Raw genomic sequence first — 20,852 nt, forward strand, 5'->3', positions numbered from 1 at the left:
CTAACGCAGAGCTTGTGAAACAAATGTCTAACTGGGATATATAAGCTAGCTCTCACTCTTGTTTTTTTGTTGCACACGCAACAAAAGTGGGGTAGACTCTATTTTGTTGTATAAACAACAAAATGCAGAGTTTGGTTAGAGGATAGAAATTATTCACCAAGCTCAGTGATGAAATGAAGTGAATGATTAGGTTATAAACCATATGAAAGATAATATTTATAAATACATCAGTTATTTAGTCGTGACTGTCACTGTGTTTTTTTCGATATTTTTAATTGTCTCTGACAACATAGCGCCATTTACGACTCAAGCGAGTGTGCACAAAAATGTTGCCATTATTGCTGCTGAAGTGTCGGGCGTTGTGACTCATATAAATGTTGAGAACGGCAAAAGGGTTCATAAAGGGCAGGTCCTCTATAGCATCGACAAGACAGGTTATCGAATTGCTGTAAAGGAAGCCGAGGCTACACTACATCAAGCAGAAGAAGCTGATTCGGCTAAATGGCAAGAACTGGCAAAAGCCAAGCAGTCTCGACTTCAGCGCCAAGCCGAAAGAGATAACTGGCTGCATAAGTTAACACGCTACCAATCTTTGTTAATAAATGGACTGATCACCCAAGAGGAACTTGATGATGTCCAGCTTTCACATGCGGTTGCACAAAGTGCGATTATCGCAGCGGATGCAGAGGTATTGAGAATTTCCGCAGAGCTTGCACAAGAAAACGACAGCGCCGCGATTGAGCTTGCTAGAGCCCAATTAGAACAGAAAAAGCGTGACCTTGTTCATACTGATATCGTGGCGTTAGTGGATGGCTCTATCAGTAACTTGCAACTCGAAGTGGGCACTTACCTTAGTGCAGGCGATATTGGCTTGTTTATTGTCAATGAACGACATGCTTGGATCAACGCTGATTTTAACGAGAAAGGGGTGAATTACTTAAACACTGATGCTGAAGTTGTGCTGGTGTTTGATGCATTACCTGGCGAAACGTTTCGCGGCACAATCATCAATCAAGATCGCGCGATTTATGATGCATCAAGTGTGGGCAGTCAGTTGTCGGATGTCACCAACAGTGATCGTTGGATCCGTGAGCAACAAAAAATCCGCACACGCATTTCTGTAAATGAGCTAGATGCAAAATTGATTTCAGGTTCCAGAGCCACGGCCATGGTGTTAAACGGCAACAGTGTTGTTGATTTCTTTGCCATGAGTTGGATGAATGTCGTCAGCTATTTCCGTTACATCTATTAAGCAGGTTACCTATGTTTAAGACAATAGATCAACGAAATGAGGCTATCAGAGTCACCATTGGCATTACGCTATGTATGCTGATGGGACAGATCCTTAGTTTTGATTCCACCGTATACTTGGCGCTGTATCCTACGATAGCCATGACTAAGGTAAAGGATTACTCCTGGTCAGGGCTAAGTAAAACCTTTGGACCGACATTTATGGCTGCTTGTGTGGCATTGTGGATCTCCGAAGTTTTTCAGTCCCATCCTTTTATTATCTGGACGATTACGCTGCTGTTTATTGATTATATGCGTAAGCGAGCCGATACCCCCGCTAAAGTAGGTGGGTCTATCATGCCGATATTCAACTGGGTGTTGATTGTTATTTTCTCACAATTTAGTACCCAGAGTATGCCGGATCGAATTGGTGAAATTCTTCTGTCGATGTTGATCACCATGTGTGTGGCGAAAGGAGTTGTTGCGCTTTTTCCTGTAAAGAATAGTAATCCACCACCTGCTTTTAAAAGGGTCGAAGTGACCTATAAGCAACGCTTAGTCACTGTGGCTTTAATTGGTACCGGTGTTGCAGTATTGATGAACATAGATCTGCTTTCTGCCACATTTTGTATGGTTCCTGTGATTGCTGCGGCAACCCAAGTCAATCGTAAACGCTATTTTGAGGTCGTCTCACAACGATTTGTCACGCAAGTCGGTGGCTGTATGGTAGCCGTGCTTATTAGTATAGTGATAGCCGGTCACCAAACTATTTTAAGTTATTATGCCTTGATCTTGGGCGCGGCGATTTTTGCGATTGCCACGGCTATGGTTACCTCGTCGAAGATAGGCCGAGATGTTCATAGTGATGCGATGTTAGCCACAGTGTTACCGATACAATTGTATTTAGGGACATATGGCTTTGGATTCGAGAGGATCTTACTTAGAGCATGGGAACTTGCAGTGACTTTAGGTATATTGTTCCTAATATTTCAGTTAGCAAAAATTAGAGAGAATCATGTCCAAAGGGGCCAACTTAATACCAGAGTTCGACACTAGTGCTTCATTTATGATGGGATTAGCTTATAAGCAATTTAGAACCTTATCCAATCAAGCGTTATCAACCAAGCTTGATATAAGCATCGAAATGCTTGGCGCGCTGAGAGTGTTATCTCATCATGGTGAATTGGCACAACAGGGACTTGCTCAAGGTCTACAGCGTGAGCGTAGTGCCACCAAGCGGTTAGTGGATAACTGCATCAAACGGGGCTTGATTGAAGCGCACAAGAGTGAAACCAATAAAAAAGCCAAGTATTTAGTGATCACAGAGAAAGGGCTTAAGGTAAAAAATGAAGCCGGTGAGATAGTTACTGGCATTATCGAGCAATTCTTTACCCCTCTCACGCTGGAAGAACGCAGCACCTTATTGAGTTTATGTCGCAAATTAATTAAGGATGATGTCTATCTCGGCGGAGATTAACTGTTTAGTGTCTCTAGAGAGAAGTCTAGTGTTAAGGTGATGTACTTCGGAAAATCTTGCTTAATTTGCTGCTCGGCAGCGGGTAAATGGACACGACGGAGTAACTTACGAACACTTTTATTGAGATACTTACTCGATGACTTCTTGAGCAGTTTTATATTTCTAATCTCTCCCTCGCCAGTCAAGGTGAATGCCACCGTTATGCTGCCTTGATGCCGCCTTAATTTAGCCTGTTTTGGGTATCGCTTCTGTTTGAGGATCTCTAAGCGAACACTTTCTATGTATCTATTTATTCTGTTTTCGGCTGAATTACTATTATCCCGTTCTGTACCAGAGGCTGATGCATCCTCGGCTTGTGTGCTTGTGTGCACCGAGTTTGATGCCGTCTGTGAATCATTGTAGGGATCTGAGCTTTCCTTTTGACTCGATTGCAAATCGGCTGCTTGAACCGTTTCTTGTTCTAGGGTGTCTTCGTTAATGTGGGCATGTGAATCTACCTTGACTACGGCAGTTTCGGTGACCTTATCTGCTTTTGGCTTACTTTCTCTTGGTGAAGGACGTTTTTTGGGGACCTCTGTTGGCTGGGTCTTTGACGGCAGAGTGGTTGGCGGTGTCACTAGCGGAATATCTTCAGCTTGAGCTGTGTTGTCGAGGGGAGTGGCAAGGCTTTTTGTACTGCTTGGCGAGGCTATTTGGGAATGGCCAAGTTGCATAGATATTTTTGTCAGTTTGAATTGTGCAGAGTGTTCACCTGAGCCAACACTATTTGAGTGGCAACTCAACTGTACCAAGGCGAATACGTGGAGCCCAGTTGCTATTGCCACAGATATTAATGGATGTTTCATCTATTTTTCTTCTAAACGAGTGATTAATGACAGTTTGGTTATCTTGTTCTGTTTTAGCCGTGTGATCACATCGTTTAACTTGTCCATAGTGAGTGACGCATCAACCGCAATATATATAGCCTGTGCGGGTTTGAAGTGGTCTTTAAACTGAGCTAATGTCACGGTTTTCTCATGATAAATGCATTGACCTGATAAGGTCACATAGAGCCAATCATCACTGGGAATGTCGATTTCAACGTCTTGATGTCGGGTTTCGAGTAATTGTAAATCGCCATGATCATCCGCTGAGATATGACCGACAACCAAGAAAAAAATAAGCAGTAAAAAAACCACGTTAATCAGTGATAACATAGGCTCAATAGCAGGGCGATGACTTACCGAACTGTTAATTTTCATCTGGGATCACCCACTCTTCTATATTGTTATAACCGCACTCAAGGAGTTGCTCTTTTACCGAGACAAATACTTGTGCTGTCACGGTGGAGGTAATATTAATATTGAGCTTACTGATGGTATCGGCTGGCACCTCCTGACTGAATTCCTCAAGGGTGTACTCATGCTCTTGGTACCGTAAGTAGCCATTGGACAGTAAAGTAATTTGAACAGCTTTCTTGTCCTGCATTTGGCTGATACTACTTTCTACTTGAGAGAGGTAAAGATTAAGTGACTGATAGGTATCCATTTTCGTCACTAGCATAAAAAATATGAGTAAGATAAATACCACATCAATCAGTGGTGTCAGGCTGATGTGGGGTCTTCTTGCATTAGCGGTCTTCAACTTCACAGAAACTTAGCCTTGATCATTGGCAGAGAAAGATATTCTGTTAATAAGTGCTCTATCGAGGCATGTTGCCTGGTGGTGAGGCTATCTAAGTAATGCCAAGCTGCGGTGGTCGGGATGGCGACAATGAGTCCGGCTGCTGTCGTGATAAGGGCCTGTGATATACCGCCAGAAAGCATCGCAGGGTCGACCTTAGAGCCAGCTTGCTGCAGACTCTGAAATGAATCGATCATGCCTAACACTGTACCGAGTAATCCGATAAGTGGCGCAAGTGCAGAGATAACCTCAAGTATTCTCATACCGCTTTTTAGCTTGTCGATCTCCTGCTCTGCCTGGAAAGAGAGCTTGTTTTCTAACGCTTGCTTATCAAGACTAGACGCCAGAGATACAGCACAAAATTTCATCAAGCGTGTTGCCGGGTGTTGGGGGCTAATACGCTTATTTGTATAGTCTGTATGAGTCATGTTCTCTATTCTAGGGATAGCGTCTAACCAAAATTGATATTCGTTCTTTTTATAGAGTCTTAGACCAATAAAGCTAATGAACTTATAGATACATACACTAAAAGAGACAATAGATAGCGCGATAAGTAACCAGAGGCACCAGCCGCCTTGAATGAGCCAATCGGGTGAATTCACTGTACTTCCTTTCTTTGATTTAAATGTGTTCTGGCAGCCGAACCAATGACGTTAGTCATTGAATTGAATGCTAACGTGATAGCGAACATCGGTTTTATCTACAACAATTTGGCAGCCCAAGCTTTCTACTATTCGAGTGATGATTTCAGTGCCATAGCCAAATCTGCTACTCGTCACGCTATCGAGTTCGGCGATGTCATTATCGATTATCAGCTGGTTATTACTTAACGAGACCCGCACGAAACACGCGGAATAGGCGAGTGCATTACGTAATAAATTGTTGATTAGGATCCCGAGTAACCCAGCCTCAGATTGTATGATGCCGTCATTAAAAATGAGGACTTTAGGCTTGAGCGTTGGTTGTTTATTTGATGAATTGAGCTTTTCAAGTTCATTAAAAACAGCATCTCTTAGGCTTATCCGAATTTTGCTATTGGGCTCTTGTTCTCGGCCCAGTAGGAGAAAAGTTTCAATCAGACTATTCATATTGCTGGTGGCATGTTTGATTCTATTTAGGGCCGTTTCTTTAGCCTCATCGCTGGCACTCTCAAGCTTAAGTAAGCTCAGGCTATTACTGATGATAGCGACGGGTGTCCGCAGTTCATGACTCACATGCCGAGAGAACTGTTTTTCCCTGTTGAGAAAATGTCTCGAACGCTCAATCGATGAGGTGAAGTTTCGGCTTAGGGTGCCAATTTCATCAGTGCGACAGTGACCAATTAAGGGCAGTTGTGGTTCTTCTTTATCAACGTCTAGTGCCAGCTGTTTCAGAGGTTCAGCTATTTTTCGTCCGAGTAGGATAGAGACGATGAAACCTAGCAAACAAATGAGCAGAGCGACTGAGCTGAGTATCACAATGAGATCTGGCATGCTCTTGTCTAGGTTAGAGGCATTAGTTTCGTCATAAGTCAGGTAGAGGGGGATTTTCCTATTAGGAAGTGAAAATACTAATATGTGAGTATTATTAGGAATGTACTCATGAAGTCCTGGTGATAACATGATCAGATGGCTGGGAATATTGGCCTCTAGCAATGAGTGTATGCTGAGCTGAGGACGTTTCTGTTTGAAATTCTGAATCAATTTAGCGATCATTTCCATATCTGAAATTATAACTATTGCTTCATCTCCATCTGCCAGTGACTCTTTTGCTTTAAATTTTTCCTCTATTAATCTTGATTCTTCAATGACTTCAGATTGGACATTTTGTAGATAGATATGCGCCGCCTGATTTTCTATTTCATGCACTGCATGAAAGAGTAAATACGCATACAGAGCACATAACAGACTTGTGTAAATCAAAAAAGTAGCGGTTAGTACGTGGTTGAATTTATTAAACTTAAACAATTTGATAACCCTTCGCATACACGGTGCGGATGATTGTTTTGTCAAAAGCCATCTCGAGGGTGGCCCGCAGACGATAGATATGGGTACGCAGGGGATCACTTTCTGGCGGTGTCCCATCCCAGATAGCTTGCTCGAGGGTTTGTCTTGATACCACGTTAGGGTAGTGTTTAAGCAATATGGTTAAAATATTCATTTGCAAGCTAAGCAAACGAACTTGATTGCCATTACAGCACACCAATGATTGGTTATGGTCAATGGTTAACCCGGCAATATTTTGAATACCAACATCACGCCTTGGTCCACGTGATAACAAGGCTTGTAACCTTAGGTGTAATTCCTCAAGCGCAAAGGGTTTAACCAGGTAATCATCGGCTCCGGCTTGGAACCCGAGCTTTTTATCATCCAAGGTATCTCTGGCCGTTAGAAAGATCACTGGGATTGGGCTGAAGAGTTCATTTCGCAGTTTTCGGCACAAATCTAAGCCATTCATCTTAGGCATTGCGACATCAAAAATAGCCAAGTCGTATCGGTTTTTCTCTAGTAACTGTAGGCCTGCTGCACCGTTATAAGCGAAGTCCACGTCGTAGCCCAGAGCAATTAAGTAATCGGCAACGGATCCAGCTAATTCGTCATTATCTTCGACGAGTAATACCTGTGCTTTTTCAAACATAACTATGATTTCTGTTGATGGAGTTTAATGGGAATAGGATACGTTATTGATAATTCACAATTGAGCGATATCCAGAGCTAGAGGTAAGATAACCGCTAACATGTCAAACAAATGTCAACGCTAATGATATTTGTTTGCATTTGAGGGCCGCGGCTAACTTTTTATAGTTTACCGCGGGCTAAGCACTAGAACTGGTAGCTCAGTTTTAAGTTGATACTACGGCCTTCTTCATAATATTCATTAGCGGGCTTTTCACTGCCGTCACGTTCGAAGTCCATCTGATAGGCATAAGCCGTATCAAAGAGGTTGGTGATTGACAGACTAGTAACCAGTCCATCAATGCTAATGGGCTTGTAAGTCGCGTAAATGTCCATGGTGAACCAAGCATCAAAGCCTGCAGCAGGAATTTCTTCTATTACTCCGTTCTCACCAAGTTGTTGTGTGGGTACCTTGTCATGTTGTAACGCATAGGTGGCGCGAGTGCCGAGCTGTAGGGAGTCACTGATGTTATTGTTTATTGTCAGATTAAATTTGTCTGATGGTATATCGGCTAAGTACCAGCCTGTTGTCATATCGGTACCGCGGGTTTGACCGTAGGAAAAATTAACATCCCAATCGGCAAGGCGATAACTGGCAACAAACTCGAAGCCTTTTAATCGCACCTCACCGATGTTGACTTTGACGCCGTCTGGGTAGTTTTCATTGTCGGTATATGCGGTGCCAATGTAATCTTGTATATCGTTTTGGAATACGTTGATCCGAGTGGTTAAACTGTCATCGACGCTAAAAATATCTTGGCTATCCCAGACGATTCCTATTTCCTTGTTATCGGCTCGTTCTGACTTTAAGTATGGGTTGGGCTTAAAACCTCTGCCTGAGGTAAATAGTTCACCATTTTGTGGGGCATTAAGGGCTTCGGCATAAGAGGCAAATAGCGTGATGTCGTCCGTTAAGTAGTAGTTTATGTTAAGCGATTTAGATAAGCGGTCTTCCGTCCTCCCATCGCGCAGTAGTGGCTGACCATTCGCGTCAATAGCATTGGCAGATTCAATGTAGAATTCATCATAGCGTATACCCGGGATCAGCTCTAAAGACTCGGTGATCGGTAATTGGTAGTTTATCCAGCCTGCAAGTTTACGGCTCGTTGTCGTCGCTTCATCTGCTGCACTGCTATCTTCAATAATTTCTCCAGTATCAAAATCTTTTGAATAGACATGGCCATCATGATCGGTGAAGTGGCCTGACACGCCGTAATGTAGCAGAGTATTCATCGAGGCGATGGTAAAAATACTGTCGTTGCTAACATTGAATCCGATGCTGGTGTCTTTGATGTCTTGTACTTCTTCGGCAGAACGTCCTTGCTCTGCGCCATATGAATCCACATCATTGTAGTACAGCGAAGCACTTAGGTTGAGATACTGGTTGTCTGTAGCACTATCTTTCCAAACCAATGATGCACCTGTGTATTGCTCGTCTCGATAACCTATGTCATTTCTAACTTGGTGCCCATGAGAGTCATCGAGATTCAAGGTAAACTGAAGGCACTGATCTGCAGATATTTGATGGCCAAGTTTGAACAAACCACTTTTCTGGCGAGCCGCGGTTTTATCGTAAGTTCCTCCACCGCCGATTTCATAGGGGTCTTTATCAAGGTAGTAACCTGAGAGTAAGTAGTCAGTGGCACCACTTTTGCCAAAAACGGTTAACCCTGTATCTTGCTGGGCGTTATTACTGCGATAACCAAGATCGACTTTTGTACCGAAGCTTTCATCTGGTTTGAGCAGATCGAGTGCCGAAATGGTGCTGATGCTAATCTTACCTGCCGCAGCTCCAGAGCTTGGACCTGCAGTGACTTGAATATTACTCACTAGATTAGGATTAAGGTACCAGCTTCCCCGTTTAGAGGCGTAGTTACTTTGATATATACCATCGATGATCACGTACGCATGGGATTGAGGTAGGCCTCGAATGGTAATGTTTTGGTTGCCTGAAGAGGGTCCACCCTTTACGTCAACGTTGGGGATAATCTTGAGTGCATTGGGGATATTGGTTGTGCTCATGCTTTCAATCGTTGCTCTGTCGATGGCATTTACCGACTGGGTCATGGTTAAGGGATCTTGTTGATCTTCGGTTTGACTGGTAACGGTAATATTGTCGAGTCGATAAACAGTCTCTTCGTTTGTTTCCTGTTTTGCTTGGGCTGTATTACAAGCGATAGCCAGCGCAATACTGCTGGCAATATAAGTTAATCTAGATATTTTCATAATGGTCACGACCTCTCGTTAATGCGAATGATAATTGTTATCAGATTTTGAGTGGCGTGATTATAGTGTTGCAACTGTGAATAAAAGTTCACTTTATATATCTGCAATTGATTTTAAGGCAAAAGATTGTTGAGGACTTTTGTTCAGAGCTTTTGTTCAGAGCTTTTGTTCAGGGCTATTGTTGAGAACTTCTGTTGAGATTTAGCGATACCGCTGCTGCCATTATTGGGCGAGGATATGAATATAGGCTTAGCTGTGGCGCCACGGGAAGTTGACGCCACCTGTGAATATAGGGGAAAGCTATATCAGGAAAGGAAGATGATTAACTAGTTAACGACATCGAAGCTAAGAAACAGCTCAACAGACCTTTGGTCGGCTTCTTTGGTATTTTTCAATGTGACAGCATGTTCTACTGCCACGATATAGCGGCCGCTATCACTGGGGGTAAACTCTACTTGCCCATCTTTATCTGTCATGAGTTCAATTTGATCAAACTCAGGGTGATAAATACTGTTTAAGCTCTTAATCGCAAATTCAGCATTAGCGAGTGGTTTGCCTTCGAATAAAGCGGTAAAGCTAATCTTATCACCAGTAGTAAACATGTTTGGATGCTTTGAAGGTATGATAGTTATCCCTTGTTGCGCCTTGTTATACTGAGGGTCTGAAAAGCCGTTATAGCTAATGTAGGCTTCGGTGATCATCTGTTTTTCGACGGTACGTTCTATTTTTATATTGTCTGGCAGTTCATTGTAGCGACTCTTAGGCAGGCCAATTTTGTGTTTTTTACCCGCAGCGTCTCGATAAAATGTTAAGAAGACTTGGGTAGCAGGGCTTCTAAAGTGATAAGTGCCACTTTCAGAAAAGTTTTGTTCGAACACTTCCTTGTTTTTACCACTGAACACCGCATCCAGACGTTTTTTTTGTCCGCTTGGCGTGAGCACATTCAGGTAACTAACATGGTGATTGGCTTCAGCAATAAATGCCTCAGCAGATCGCGCAACATCGAGTGAGTAAGTGGTTTGTTCATCTGAATTAAGTTCAAAACTACCTGTGTTTATCCATACTTCATGTGCGTTTACGCTTGTGCTGAGTCCAGCGAGGAGCAGCGATGTGATAATGACATTTTTCATTTTGGTACCATAGAGTGGATTAAGCTCTCGATGTTATTCTCTATGGAGTGAACCAAATATCACTCAAGTATCGTGATCCCGTTTGTTTTGAACCTCGTTTTGTTTAAGTGTTATTGATAACTGACACAGAATGAGTCGATCTCTTGCTTACCTTGAACACAGTTTTTCTCGATAAGGTGGCTGTTAACATGCTCAGTGTTAGGGGCTATGCTGATGTTGAGCAGTTCTCTGTCGCCATTTTCTCTGACGACTTCAAGCCAATAACGGTACTTTTTACTTAGCGCATTGTGTGGCAGCTCGAATGTAAATTGGTGCGCACCCGATTTAACAGTTGCTGATGTGACCCCATCTAATTTTTCTCGCTGGTAACGTGCTATATATCGCCAGAACGACTTGAGATCACGTAGCCACTTGCTGTCAGCTCTCAGTACTAATAGCGGCGTATTGGTCTTATTTTCCTCGCTGTACCAAAGAGCAAGGTAGGGTTTTTCTGAAAAAGAGGTAAATTGGGTTAAGGCAATCTCTACTGATAGCCTTTTCTCCTTTTTAGTGGGTATGGGTTTTGCGGATACCACAGTGATAAAGCCGAAAATAAATAGCGTAATTAGGAGCCGTTGAGTTAATTTCATAGGGTTTATACCAAAGCGATGAGTGCAATGACACTGCTAGTAAGTAGGTAAAGGTAGAGCTTGCGCTGCCTTTTTTGTTTTAAGCTCAACCAGATCCCGCTGACACAAATGAGCATGATGATGCAGGCAACGGCATCTGAGATGAACAGCCATATCTCTGGAGCATGGCGGTTTTGATGAAGCTCATTGAGCATGGTGATAAAGCCATAGTCAGTGGTGAGCAGTTCAATCTGTTTAATAGACTCATCATAATAAAGATCGCTTCGTTTACCCGGTGAAGCTATTTCGAGTTCTCCCATTTCGATCAGTTGAGATATCTGTATTTTGGACAGTTCAATACCTTTTAATGCGAGCGAGGTTTGAATGCTTGCTGGTGTGGTATTAGTCAAAGGTATCAGGTGTTGCACTGACACCATTTCAGTTGCAAATAGTTTGGGGTGATTGAGTGTTATTGCAGTAAAACAAAAGAAGAATAGAAATGAAAAACAGATAAGTGACAGGTAGATATGTATTTTTCTAAGAAGTTTACTGGTCATATTTTTTGTTCATTTGGATTAGGCTGAATAACATGTTCGGTCGATTTTACACAGACAAGATCAAGCAATGATCAATCGAGTCTGTAGGTCGAGACTCAATCCGTCACAGTGACAAAAGATAGGTATGCGGCTATATCGATAATGTCTTGTTCAGTAAGGTTGGCAACAACGGCTGCCATTAATGAATTTTTACGTGTTCCAGCCTTAAACCCATAAAGCTGTCTGACGGTATATATTCCGAAGTTTCCTGCAATGGAAGGTCCTATAGGGCCACCAACTAATCGAGAACCGTGACAACTATGGCAGGCTGTAGTCTTACCAGAACCTGTTTCAACGAGTACCTTTCCACGTGCAACGCTACCTAACGGAGCATAGCTAATAAAACTCGCATAGGGGTCTCGAAGGGCAACTTTTCTATCATCTTTTGGGACTTCAATGATTCGATCCCCAATGGCTTGTTGTTTGCCATCGTGTTTGACTTGACGCATGCGAGTTTGGTCGAAATAAGTTTCGGGTACAGTTTGTGTTTCAACAACTTCAATGAAATTACGATATGGCAGCGAGGAAAAGTAATTGACCGCATCAAGGATATCTTGTTCGGAAAGAAGTGGCGCTATGCGATTCATATGCCCTGAGTAGTCAAGTCTATCCCCATTGCTAAAAGCGCGTATCTGGGCCGTCAAATAGGATGCAGAAAGCCCAGCCAAAGTTGAAGATTCTGGGTGACCTAAGCCTGAAGCAAGATGACACGAACTGCATGCCCATACTTTGGGGGATTTACCGAATTTTACTATGTCTGGCATGACTGCATGTTGACTGGGATACCAGTCTGGTGCATTAAACTTGTCATCAATCTGCAGCTGAGTATAAGTTTTATTACTGCCAGTTAATTGCTGTGGTGTTTTACTCGTTTCACTAACGCTGACAGAGCCTCTAACTGGAGTTGACCATGCAGGAGCGCCAGGGATTAGGGTGTCACTAAATGCTTGCCCGCAATAAAGCAAGCCTAGGAGTGTGAGAGTGGTTTTTACGAACATATACATTTTCCATACTTCTATCCTTATTGATAGGTGATGAACATTAACGCGACACTTGTAAAATAAATGTGAAGCTTATTTGGCTGTTGATTAAATCAGCGTGGAAGCGGTGACTTGAAAAGAATCTGATAAAAATCATAATCAGAATTTACTGGTGTGCAAAGACGAGTAACGGTTCGCTAGTCTCTGAGGTCGAGTCATGTGCTTCTAGCTACGGGCGTCTAGTCACTGGCTACGGCAGCCCGATATGGGATGCCAGTTTGAGTCGGATTGTTTATCGGCTAACTAACTGTCATTATTTGTGAATTGAATGTTTAGCTGATAGTCAAAGCAAACTTGCAAGAGGTCTGATGTTAGATAATATAAACCGCTTTTTCCCTATTTTGGCACTGCTTGGTGCGCTTACGGCTTACTTTATGCCGCAGTGGGTTAGCCACGGCTTTATCGATTCAATTTTTTAGCCCTGCATCAGCACTGCCTGCGGCAATATTCTCAATCTGGCATAATTTGTCTGGCGCCTTGCTGGCGGGTTATTGGTCTAAAGAGCAGCAGAAATTGGCTAAGCAAGATGTTGTAGCAAACAAATAAATGATTGAGTTATAAGTACTGAGAGAGTTTAGTTTAAGGAGCGAATCAATGGCACATGACCATAAACATAACCATGACGCAGCGGGGCACAGCCATGGCGGTGGTAATCAAAAGGCTGTCGGCATCGCAGCGATACTAACCGGTAGCTTTATGATTGCCGAAGTGGTGGGCGGTCTCATATCGGGGTCGCTCGCACTGATCGCCGATGCAGGTCATATGCTGACAGATTTTGTCGCCTTGAGCTTGGCCTGGTTTGCCTTTCATCTCGCTAAGCGCCCCGCGTCATGGCAAGCCACTTACGGTTTCGATCGTTTTTCTGTTCTGGCCGCTCTGGTCAATGGTTTGTCTCTGTTTCTGATCGCCGCCTGGATCTGTTTTGAAGCCATTAAGCGGCTTAACGAGCCTGTGGAAGTGCTGGGTGGCACCATGTTGTTGGTGGCCATAGGTGGCTTGATTGTGAATATTCTCGCCTTTTGGATCTTGACCCGAGGTGAGAAAGATAACCTCAATATTAAGGCGGCATTGTTACATGTCGCTGGAGATCTACTTGGATCGGTGGGCGCAATTATTGCCTCTATCGTCATTATCTACACGGGTTGGACACCTATCGATCCTATTTTGTCTGTGTTTGTTGCGATCATCATTTTACGTTCTGCGTGGCATGTCGTGAAAGAAAGTGGCCATATCTTGCTGGAGGGGGCGCCACGAGGATTCGATCGACGTCAGCTCATAGAAGCCTTGGAAACTGAAATCGCCGAAGTGATAAAGGTCAATCACGTCCACGCTTGGTCTATCACTCAGGAAAGGCCTATGGCCACCCTTGAAATTGATGTCCCTGAAGGTGCTGATATCACTCAGGTTAAAATAGCAGTTAAAACCTTGCTGAAAGAGCGCTTTGCAATAGAGCATTCAACGGTTGAGATAAACATGTACGGTCACCATAGTGATAAGCAAGGATCCGATAGACCACAAAATAGGCCCCTATAACACCTCATCTTCTATAGTTAGATGATACTCAAACGATAGGGCTGAAAGTCATGAGTTTAGCGGACATAGTACAAGCAGGTTGGGAAGCGGTTGGTGCTGGCGATTTTGACACCTTAGTGGCTGATTATACCGAAGATATGGTGTTCATCATGCCGGGGCAAGCGGATTTGTTAACAGGCCGTCAGGCATTTCGCGAAGCATTAAATGGCCTTGGAGACCTGCTGCCACCAGGTTTTGAAATAACCAGCTTGCGTCAAATAGAAGGGGAGAATGAAGTGGTTTCCATTCTTGAGTGGAAATCAACTAAGATTGCCGCCTCACAGCTGATGGTTTTGTTCAAGTTCGATGGCAGTAAAATTGTTGAAGAGCGCTGGTTTGTCGACACAGAACAATGGAAAAGCGCATTCTGTTTTAGAGTGGAATGACGCGATAGGCTGAAGCTACGACTATAAACTATTGATTTAAACTACAGCCTTAAATGATGAGCCCCATCTTTGCTCATCTGCCTTGATGGGACCCTTGTTCAAAGTAGCCTCTTATTCCAATTATGTCATGCCGCTCTAGTCAATGGCTGATTTGGCCTTGTCTTGGACTGAGCCTTGGGCTGAGCCATCAAATTTTGCTCTCACCTTTCGAACTGATTCGGCTTTGAGTATCGATTGAGGGACTGGGCGGGGCAATAGCAGATTAACCATTAGCGCAGTTAAGCCTCCAGCAATAGCAGGCGTGCCTAGCATCTTTTGCAGCATTGGCGGCAGCTGGGCAATGGCTTCAGGGACAAACGCTGCGCCCAGTGCTACCCCAATAGAGACCGCAATAATCATACTTTCTCGGCGATCAAGCTTAACTTGGGTGATAATACCAATGCCCGCGGCAGCTACTGTGCCAAATAAGATCAATGTTGCTCCGCCTAAAATAGGTTTAGGCAGTGAGGTGAAAATAATAGAGATCACCGGGAACAGACCGAAAATTACCAGTAGCGCGGCGACAAACAGACCGACCTTGCGACTGGCCACTCCCGTCATCTGAATAACTCCATTGTTCTGGCTAAATGCAGTAAGTGGAAATGCGTTGAAAACTGAGGCGATAGCGGAGATCACGCCATCAGCAAGTACCCCGCCTGAGATCCTTTCGTTGTACTCCTTGCCCACTATGGGTCTATCGCAAAGCATGCAGGTCGCGGTTAATGCGCCTACAGCCTCAATGATCACCACAAGATAGACAAAGCCGATGAGAAAGAACGCCTGCCAATCTATTTGAAACAGCCCGAATTTAAACGGCACAGGTAGGTTATACAGAGGCACATTATTGAACGCGCTAAAATCGGTTTTGCCCATATAGAGTGCCACCAGATAGCCAATGGTCATGCCCAAAATTATGGCGCTCATTCTGATATATTGGCTGCGACTACGAAAAAAAAGCAGAATACTTGCCAGAACAATAAAGCCTAACATCAAGTTTTCCATCGAGCCAAATGAGCCATCAAGCTTGCTGGCATAGCCGCCAGCAAAATCTGTCATTCCTACCTCAACTAAGGATATGCCGATCAGCATCACGGTGATCCCTGAGACCGTCGGCGATATGACCTTACGTAGCATGGGCAGTAATCGGCTAGCAAATATGGTGACGAACGAGCCGGCAAATAATACCCCAAAGATGGTACTGAGCATCTGATCTTGGCTCATGCCGGCAGCTAAAAATGAGGTGCCGATTGAGATAATTGTCGCAGGATAAGCAAAGCTGGTGGCTTGCACTGTTAGCAAGCCAGAGCCTATAAATCCGCCGAGACGCTTAACCTGTACAAAGGTGCCTATACCGGACATAAACAGCGACATACTCACCAAATAAGTGACATTTTCAGGGCTTAAGTTGAGTGCGCTGCCAATTAAAATCGGCGGTGTGGCCACGCCAACAATCATGGCGAGCATATGTTGTATAGCAGCAAATAGTGATGCAAAGAAGGGCGGTTTGCTATCAAGACCGTGGGTTAATTCGATACTGGTAGATTGGGTATTTTCCATTATTGACCTTAAATATCTGGCTGACTCTAGGCAGAGTCACATATAAAAATTAAGGTAGGAAAAGCAAGTAATGAGATGCTAATTGAGCATTAGCACAATTATAAGTACTGGATTTTCCTCCTCTATGTGACAGTTGCGATAGTGGCCCAATCAATTCATCCACCCGCCGAAAACTGGTTGGTTTCCCTTTAGAAACCGTTAATACATGATTACATTGTGTGCAGTAATCGATTTTATTACATTGATAAAGATCAACAACTTCTTCACTTCGTTTCATAAAGTGTTAGGGCTTCGAATGAAGCTTGATGACATTTTGACCTTAATTCATCTGCTTATGGGTCGTTATTTCTTGTCATGCCTTCATTGCATAGCAATGTTGTTTGTTTTTGTTATGACATTTTGTTCACTCTAGAAATGCTCAGATGATGATGGTTTTTTTCTGGAGTTAATTTATGAAATTGATATTTTCCTTTTTATTCGCAATCATTTTATCTGGTTGCAACGATAGTAACAATTTAGGAGACATACCTGATCAGCCTTATACTGATTTATTTACTGCTTTACCTGATGCAGCGACTTATCCGGTTAGTAATCAATTTTCAAAAGGTAAACAAGAGCTCGGTGAACTACTATTCTTTGATCCTATCTTGTCGGGTGGAGGAGATATAGCCTGCGCCACATGTCATCATCCAGATTTAGGTTGGGCGGATGGGCGAAATTTTTCTATAGGGGTAGGCGGTATCGGATTGGGGCCAGATAGAGAAGATAATGGGATGGGGAATATTACTCCTATTCACTCTCCAACGATTATGAATGTAGCGTTTACCGGCTTGGGTGTGGATGACAAGGTCATCCCAGCTAACTTTGTGTCTGGAGGTTACTTCTGGGACTTAAGAGCGGAAACATTAGAAAAGCAAGCGCTAGGTCCTATCGTCAATCCTGTTGAAATGCGGGGCGACTTACCTGAACATGCAGGACTGGATGATGATCAATACTTAGACTTTATTATCGACAAATTGCAAAATTCGCCTTATCAAGCATATTTTGATGAGGAGTTTGGTTTAGTTGATCCAGAAACACTACTTGAAGTTGAATCGGTCACAAAAGAAAACATTGCCGCAGTGTTAGCTACATTTCAGCGTCGAATTGTAACGGCGAATACGAGGTTTGATAAATTTCTAAAGGGAGACGAAACAGCGTTAACTTCACGTGAAATCACTGGCTTAAATAAATTTATTAATGCGGGGTGTGCACGCTGCCATGGCGGCATGATGTTATCAGATAACTTATTACATGAAGATGATAAAATTATCCCTAATCTGCCAGCAGTGAGAACGCCATCACTAAGGAATATTGCAAAAACAGCACCTTATATGCAGAACGGCTCTTCACCTACCTTACTTCATGCTGTAGCTGTTTATGAAGACCGTGAAGATCTTCAGGTTGAGTTAGGCGAGGACGATATTGATGATATTGAAGCCTTTTTGCATAGCTTAACCACTGAAGAGTTTTATAAAGAGGTGCCAGGGGGATTACCTACAGGTAATCAAGTCGGCGGTAATATTTAATCTTACATAGAGATTTAATGAAAGAGATTAAATGAGAGATAAACAGTGACACCTATAACTCTTTATAGTCTTTAACAGTGACTAAGCTGAGGTTGTCACTGTTAAATGGAGTCATCGTTCTTACTTAGAGGGCTTGCATCGCACCGAAGAAGTCTCTGTACATCACTTGCCGGCCAACCCTAGATAAATTTGAAGTAAGCTAATTCAGTAAGCCCCCAAGAACCAAACGCGGTCTCTAAAAATAGGAGCGGCACATCTTTAACTCAAGCGTAATTTCACCACGAAGAACACGGAGGTAAAGATTGAGCTCTGCAAAGACTTTAGTTGTTATCTTTCTCCGTGGTAAATGGCTTTTGTTCATAACTTTTACAAAACTACTCTTTTACATAGCCACCCATAATTTTAGGTGCTTTTTTTAGCTGCGACTAAGCTTTATTTAGTTACTATTGAATTGAGGTTGCTATGGCTAGACCAAGAAGCACATTAGTCAGTATCGAAGACACGCCGTTCTACCATTGCATGTCAAAATGTGTCCGTTTTGCCTGGCTTACGGGAGTCGACAAACATACAGGCAAATCCTATGCACATCGTCGTGACTGGGTAGAGTCAAGAATCCTTGAATTAGCCGGAGTGTTCGCGATAGATGTGGCCGCTTATGCAGTGATGTCTAATCATCTGCATTTGGTATTGAGGGTTGATATTTTCGAAGCGAATAATTGGACCGATAAAGAGGTGGTAGATCACTGGCATCACCTGTTCAAAGGCACTGAAATCACACGGAAGTTTACCAAGGGGGAAGTGATTGAAAGCTATGAGGTTGCAAGCCTAAAACATTCAATTGCGCAGTTCCGGAGTAGATTAAGCGATATATCTTGGTTTATGCGTGCGTTGAATGAAGCTATAGCAAGGAAGGCGAATAAGGAGGATGGCTGTACTGGCAGATTCTGGGAGGGAAGATTCAAATCCCAAGCACTTTTAGATGAAGCCGCAGTTCTTGCTTGTATGGCCTATGTTGACCTTAATCCCATACGAGCCAAGATGGCTAATACCCCAGAATCCTCAGATTTTACGAGTATTCAAAGGCGTATCAAATCAGCCATGAAGGGTGAGCAACCCAAAGCACTTCTACCGTTTACAGGAAATGAGCAAAAGCAGATGTCTAAAGGCTTGATGCTTAGCGCGAAAGATTATCTGCAACTGGTTGATGAAACGGGCCGAATCATTAGAGCGGATAAACATGGTGAGATCAGCTCTGAATCACAAGCAATATTAACTAGGCTCAATATCCCTCAAGAAAACTGGATTAAGCTCACCACCGACTTTAGCCGTTTATTTAAAGGCCCAGTCGGTACGATTCAAGAACTTGATATCTACTGCGAGCACTTAGAGCGAAAGCGCAGACAAGGGGCGGCTAATTGCCAGATATGGTTCAGCAGCACCTAATCAACAGTTAGTGAACTAGTAAATAGTACATCTTAAAATAAACGGTAGGCCGAATTTAAGTTCGGCGTTTTGGCTGCTTGAATCAGGAGGAGTTACTCTGTAGCTTAAATATTTTAATCCATTTAGCCTTTACCTAGGCAAACTTACCCATAAACACATACGTTTTGACACTTCTCCTGACAAATAACATGAAGCAATATACAACAGATAAGTAAAATGGGTGGCTATGTTTATCGTAGCTTAAATATTTTAATCCATTTTGCCTTTACCTAGACAAACTTACCCATAAACACATACGTTTTGACACTTCTCCTGACAAATAACATGAAGCAATATACAACAGATAAGTAAAATGGGTGGCTATGTTTATCCTCTGTAGCTTAAATATTTTAATCCATTTAGCCTTTACCTAGGCAAACTTACCCACAAACACATACGTTTTGACACTTCTCCTGACAAATAACATGAAGCAATATACAACAGATAAGTAAAATGGGTGGCTATGTTTAACACTATGTTTATCATTGAATTCGAAAATACTAAATAAGGAAGTACAGTGAAAATAAGAAATGGAATTTTAGGAGCTTACATTGTTAGTTTGTCCTGCTTAGCCCATGCTGATATCAGTTCTGTTGAAAAAAATAGTATATTGAATGCGCTTACAGCCAATATAAAGAAACAGTATGTTGAAATTAAAAAGATAGATGAAATCTCAATTTCTCTTACAAAATTAAAATCTAATCCCGCATATAGTAATAGCCAGTCACCAGAGCAATTTGCCTCTCTTCTAACCGCAGAATTACAAAATATAGATAAGCATTTTGCCGTACAATGGCGCAATCCAAATGAAATCCATGATCAGCAAGTAAAGTATGAAGATTGGTTCAGCAAATTAAGTCGAAAAAACTCAGGTTTTAATCGAGTTGAAATACTTGATGGCAATATAGGTTATGTAGACTTTTGGGGGTTTGATGCATTGTCAGATAATTCAAGAAAAGTCGCAGAAGGTGTTATGGGATTTGTGTCTAATGTAGATGCTCTGGTATTTGATCTTCGTAAAAATGGTGGTGGCAGTGCTGAAATGGTGCAGTTAATTAGTAGCTATTTTTTAAAACCCAATACCCATTTAAACAGTATTTATTGGCGAAGCACTGATACCACAAGTGAATTTCGTACATTTGATAACATTAATGGCTCAGTAAATTTAACGACTCCCATATACATACTCACCAGCCGTGAGACGTTTTCTGCGGCAGAAGAATTTGCTTATAACTTAAAACACCTTAACCGAGCCACGCTAGTGGGTGAAACAACTAAAGGTGGAGCAAATCCCTGGCAGTTTTATGAATTAGGCAATGGCTTTAGGGCTGGTATTCCTATTGCTAAGGCAATTAACCCGAAAACAAAAACAAATTGGGAGTCAGTTGGCGTTAAGCCCCATATTGAAGTGTCGCGCGAAAATGCCCTAGATGTGGCGTATGAAATGGCACTTAATGAAGTTAAAAAATCAGTAACTGATGCGTATCAAGTTAAAGACATTAATGACAAACTTATGGAATTGACGGGTAATAAGGCCTTAGACGGGACAAAACCGTGAAAGTGGCGTTATCGCACATAAGGATGCCGTATATTTTTTAATCTAAATGTCACCACGGAGCGCTCCG

The 20,852-nt window shown here is 42.7% G+C and carries 20 protein-coding genes and 1 pseudogene; 9 read left to right on the top strand and 12 right to left on the bottom strand.

Translation table 11 applies throughout. The features are described 5' to 3' along the window. The first annotated feature begins 202 nt into the window (after nt 1–202). Genes FM038_RS08445 through FM038_RS08455 form a run of 3 tightly spaced genes read left to right on the top strand, consistent with a single transcriptional unit; the run spans nt 203 to nt 2,707 of the window. On the top strand, nt 203–1,252 hold the full coding sequence (locus tag FM038_RS08445; RefSeq protein WP_142872834.1) for an HlyD family secretion protein: 1,050 nt from the start codon (nt 203–205) through the stop codon (nt 1,250–1,252). A gap of 11 nt (nt 1,253–1,263) precedes the next feature. Next, complete coding sequence (locus FM038_RS08450) at nt 1,264–2,286, top strand: DUF2955 domain-containing protein (protein WP_142872835.1); 1,023 nt, start codon at nt 1,264–1,266, stop codon at nt 2,284–2,286. Next, on the top strand, nt 2,246–2,707 hold the full coding sequence (locus FM038_RS08455; protein ID WP_185965780.1) for a MarR family winged helix-turn-helix transcriptional regulator: 462 nt from the start codon (nt 2,246–2,248) through the stop codon (nt 2,705–2,707). The genes FM038_RS08450 and FM038_RS08455 overlap by 41 nt, the downstream gene beginning before the upstream one ends. Here the strand turns inward: FM038_RS08455 and FM038_RS08460 are convergent. The 11 genes from FM038_RS08460 to FM038_RS08510 form a co-directional block, all read right to left on the bottom strand. After that, nucleotides 2,704–3,552, bottom strand: a complete 849-nt coding sequence (locus FM038_RS08460) for an energy transducer TonB (protein WP_142872836.1) — start codon at nt 3,550–3,552, stop codon at nt 2,704–2,706. The genes FM038_RS08455 and FM038_RS08460 overlap by 4 nt on opposite strands. Further along, the gene (locus FM038_RS08465; RefSeq protein ID WP_142872837.1) at nt 3,553–3,948 is read right to left on the bottom strand and encodes an ExbD/TolR family protein; all 396 of its coding nucleotides are present in this window, start codon (nt 3,946–3,948) and stop codon (nt 3,553–3,555) included. Next, nucleotides 3,938–4,336, bottom strand: coding sequence for an ExbD/TolR family protein (locus tag FM038_RS08470; protein WP_142872838.1), 399 nt, complete (start codon nt 4,334–4,336; stop codon nt 3,938–3,940). Before FM038_RS08470 ends, FM038_RS08465 begins: the two co-directional genes overlap by 11 nt. Continuing rightward, nucleotides 4,333–4,971, bottom strand: coding sequence for a MotA/TolQ/ExbB proton channel family protein (locus tag FM038_RS08475; protein ID WP_199242734.1), 639 nt, complete (start codon nt 4,969–4,971; stop codon nt 4,333–4,335). The genes FM038_RS08470 and FM038_RS08475 overlap by 4 nt, the downstream gene beginning before the upstream one ends. Nucleotides 4,972–5,022: 51 nt before the next feature. Continuing rightward, complete coding sequence (locus FM038_RS08480) at nt 5,023–6,315, bottom strand: histidine kinase dimerization/phospho-acceptor domain-containing protein (RefSeq protein ID WP_185965781.1); 1,293 nt, start codon at nt 6,313–6,315, stop codon at nt 5,023–5,025. Continuing rightward, nucleotides 6,308–6,985: a response regulator transcription factor gene (locus tag FM038_RS08485; protein WP_142872840.1), complete on the bottom strand. Its 678-nt coding sequence runs from the start codon at nt 6,983–6,985 to the stop codon at nt 6,308–6,310. Before FM038_RS08485 ends, FM038_RS08480 begins: the two co-directional genes overlap by 8 nt. Nucleotides 6,986–7,170: 185 nt before the next feature. Further along, nucleotides 7,171–9,249 (bottom strand): TonB-dependent receptor domain-containing protein, encoded by a 2,079-nt coding sequence (locus FM038_RS08490; RefSeq protein WP_142872841.1) that lies wholly within the window; start codon nt 9,247–9,249, stop codon nt 7,171–7,173. 326 nt (nt 9,250–9,575) lie between these two features. Continuing rightward, on the bottom strand, nt 9,576–10,379 hold the full coding sequence (locus tag FM038_RS08495; RefSeq protein WP_142872842.1) for a DUF4198 domain-containing protein: 804 nt from the start codon (nt 10,377–10,379) through the stop codon (nt 9,576–9,578). A gap of 110 nt (nt 10,380–10,489) precedes the next feature. Then, nucleotides 10,490–11,008, bottom strand: coding sequence for a DUF2271 domain-containing protein (locus FM038_RS08500; RefSeq protein ID WP_142872843.1), 519 nt, complete (start codon nt 11,006–11,008; stop codon nt 10,490–10,492). A gap of 5 nt (nt 11,009–11,013) precedes the next feature. Continuing rightward, nucleotides 11,014–11,544 (bottom strand): PepSY-associated TM helix domain-containing protein, encoded by a 531-nt coding sequence (locus tag FM038_RS08505; RefSeq protein WP_142872844.1) that lies wholly within the window; start codon nt 11,542–11,544, stop codon nt 11,014–11,016. 95 nt (nt 11,545–11,639) lie between these two features. After that, entirely contained in the window at nt 11,640–12,581 is a 942-nt protein-coding gene (locus FM038_RS08510) for a c-type cytochrome (protein ID WP_142872845.1), read from the bottom strand. A gap of 414 nt (nt 12,582–12,995) precedes the next feature. Between FM038_RS08510 and FM038_RS08515 the strand changes: the two are divergent. The 3 genes and pseudogenes from FM038_RS08515 to FM038_RS08525 form a co-directional block, all read left to right on the top strand. Next, nucleotides 12,996–13,169 (top strand): annotated as a pseudogene (locus tag FM038_RS08515) (bile acid:sodium symporter); the annotation flags it as partial. A gap of 48 nt (nt 13,170–13,217) precedes the next feature. Beyond that, nucleotides 13,218–14,156, top strand: coding sequence for a cation diffusion facilitator family transporter (locus tag FM038_RS08520; protein ID WP_142872846.1), 939 nt, complete (start codon nt 13,218–13,220; stop codon nt 14,154–14,156). A 50-nt stretch (nt 14,157–14,206) separates the two neighbouring features. Continuing rightward, nucleotides 14,207–14,581: a nuclear transport factor 2 family protein gene (locus FM038_RS08525; RefSeq protein ID WP_142872847.1), complete on the top strand. Its 375-nt coding sequence runs from the start codon at nt 14,207–14,209 to the stop codon at nt 14,579–14,581. Nucleotides 14,582–14,716: 135 nt separating this feature from the next. Here FM038_RS08525 and FM038_RS08530 read toward each other — a convergent pair whose 3' ends face one another. After that, nucleotides 14,717–16,177 (bottom strand): nucleobase:cation symporter-2 family protein, encoded by a 1,461-nt coding sequence (locus tag FM038_RS08530; protein ID WP_142872848.1) that lies wholly within the window; start codon nt 16,175–16,177, stop codon nt 14,717–14,719. Between the two features lie 452 nt (nt 16,178–16,629). Here FM038_RS08530 and FM038_RS08535 point away from each other — a divergent pair, with 452 nt between their 5' ends. The 3 genes from FM038_RS08535 to FM038_RS08545 all read left to right on the top strand — a co-directional run bounded on the left by FM038_RS08535 (nt 16,630) and on the right by FM038_RS08545 (nt 20,785). Next, nucleotides 16,630–17,745, top strand: coding sequence for a cytochrome-c peroxidase (locus tag FM038_RS08535; RefSeq protein WP_142872849.1), 1,116 nt, complete (start codon nt 16,630–16,632; stop codon nt 17,743–17,745). A 462-nt stretch (nt 17,746–18,207) separates the two neighbouring features. Then, complete coding sequence (locus FM038_RS08540; protein ID WP_142872850.1) at nt 18,208–19,188, top strand: transposase; 981 nt, start codon at nt 18,208–18,210, stop codon at nt 19,186–19,188. A gap of 556 nt (nt 19,189–19,744) precedes the next feature. After that, nucleotides 19,745–20,785: a S41 family peptidase gene (locus tag FM038_RS08545; RefSeq protein WP_223293025.1), complete on the top strand. Its 1,041-nt coding sequence runs from the start codon at nt 19,745–19,747 to the stop codon at nt 20,783–20,785. Nucleotides 20,786–20,852: the final 67 nt, after the last annotated feature.

This window comes from Shewanella eurypsychrophilus (genome assembly GCF_007004545.3).
Classification (GTDB): Bacteria; Pseudomonadota; Gammaproteobacteria; order Enterobacterales; family Shewanellaceae; genus Shewanella; species Shewanella eurypsychrophilus.

Bases quoted from the DNA above. Each gene is read 5' to 3' on its own strand.
- FM038_RS08510 (WP_142872845.1), bottom strand. From the start codon at position 12,581: ATGTTCGTAAAAACCACTCTCACACTCCTAGGCTTGCTTTATTGCGGG.
- FM038_RS08495 (WP_142872842.1), bottom strand. From the start codon at position 10,379: ATGAAAAATGTCATTATCACATCGCTGCTCCTCGCTGGACTCAGCACA.
- FM038_RS08500 (WP_142872843.1), bottom strand. From the start codon at position 11,008: ATGAAATTAACTCAACGGCTCCTAATTACGCTATTTATTTTCGGCTTT.
- FM038_RS08450 (WP_142872835.1), top strand. From the start codon at position 1,264: ATGTTTAAGACAATAGATCAACGAAATGAGGCTATCAGAGTCACCATT.
- FM038_RS08465 (WP_142872837.1), bottom strand. From the start codon at position 3,948: ATGAAAATTAACAGTTCGGTAAGTCATCGCCCTGCTATTGAGCCTATG.
- FM038_RS08505 (WP_142872844.1), bottom strand. From the start codon at position 11,544: ATGACCAGTAAACTTCTTAGAAAAATACATATCTACCTGTCACTTATC.
- FM038_RS08460 (WP_142872836.1), bottom strand. From the start codon at position 3,552: ATGAAACATCCATTAATATCTGTGGCAATAGCAACTGGGCTCCACGTA.
- FM038_RS08455 (WP_185965780.1), top strand. From the start codon at position 2,246: ATGTCCAAAGGGGCCAACTTAATACCAGAGTTCGACACTAGTGCTTCA.
- FM038_RS08520 (WP_142872846.1), top strand. From the start codon at position 13,218: ATGGCACATGACCATAAACATAACCATGACGCAGCGGGGCACAGCCAT.
- FM038_RS08535 (WP_142872849.1), top strand. From the start codon at position 16,630: ATGAAATTGATATTTTCCTTTTTATTCGCAATCATTTTATCTGGTTGC.
- FM038_RS08540 (WP_142872850.1), top strand. From the start codon at position 18,208: ATGGCTAGACCAAGAAGCACATTAGTCAGTATCGAAGACACGCCGTTC.
- FM038_RS08490 (WP_142872841.1), bottom strand. From the start codon at position 9,249: ATGAAAATATCTAGATTAACTTATATTGCCAGCAGTATTGCGCTGGCT.
- FM038_RS08485 (WP_142872840.1), bottom strand. From the start codon at position 6,985: ATGTTTGAAAAAGCACAGGTATTACTCGTCGAAGATAATGACGAATTA.
- FM038_RS08530 (WP_142872848.1), bottom strand. From the start codon at position 16,177: ATGGAAAATACCCAATCTACCAGTATCGAATTAACCCACGGTCTTGAT.
- FM038_RS08525 (WP_142872847.1), top strand. From the start codon at position 14,207: ATGAGTTTAGCGGACATAGTACAAGCAGGTTGGGAAGCGGTTGGTGCT.
- FM038_RS08445 (WP_142872834.1), top strand. From the start codon at position 203: ATGAAAGATAATATTTATAAATACATCAGTTATTTAGTCGTGACTGTC.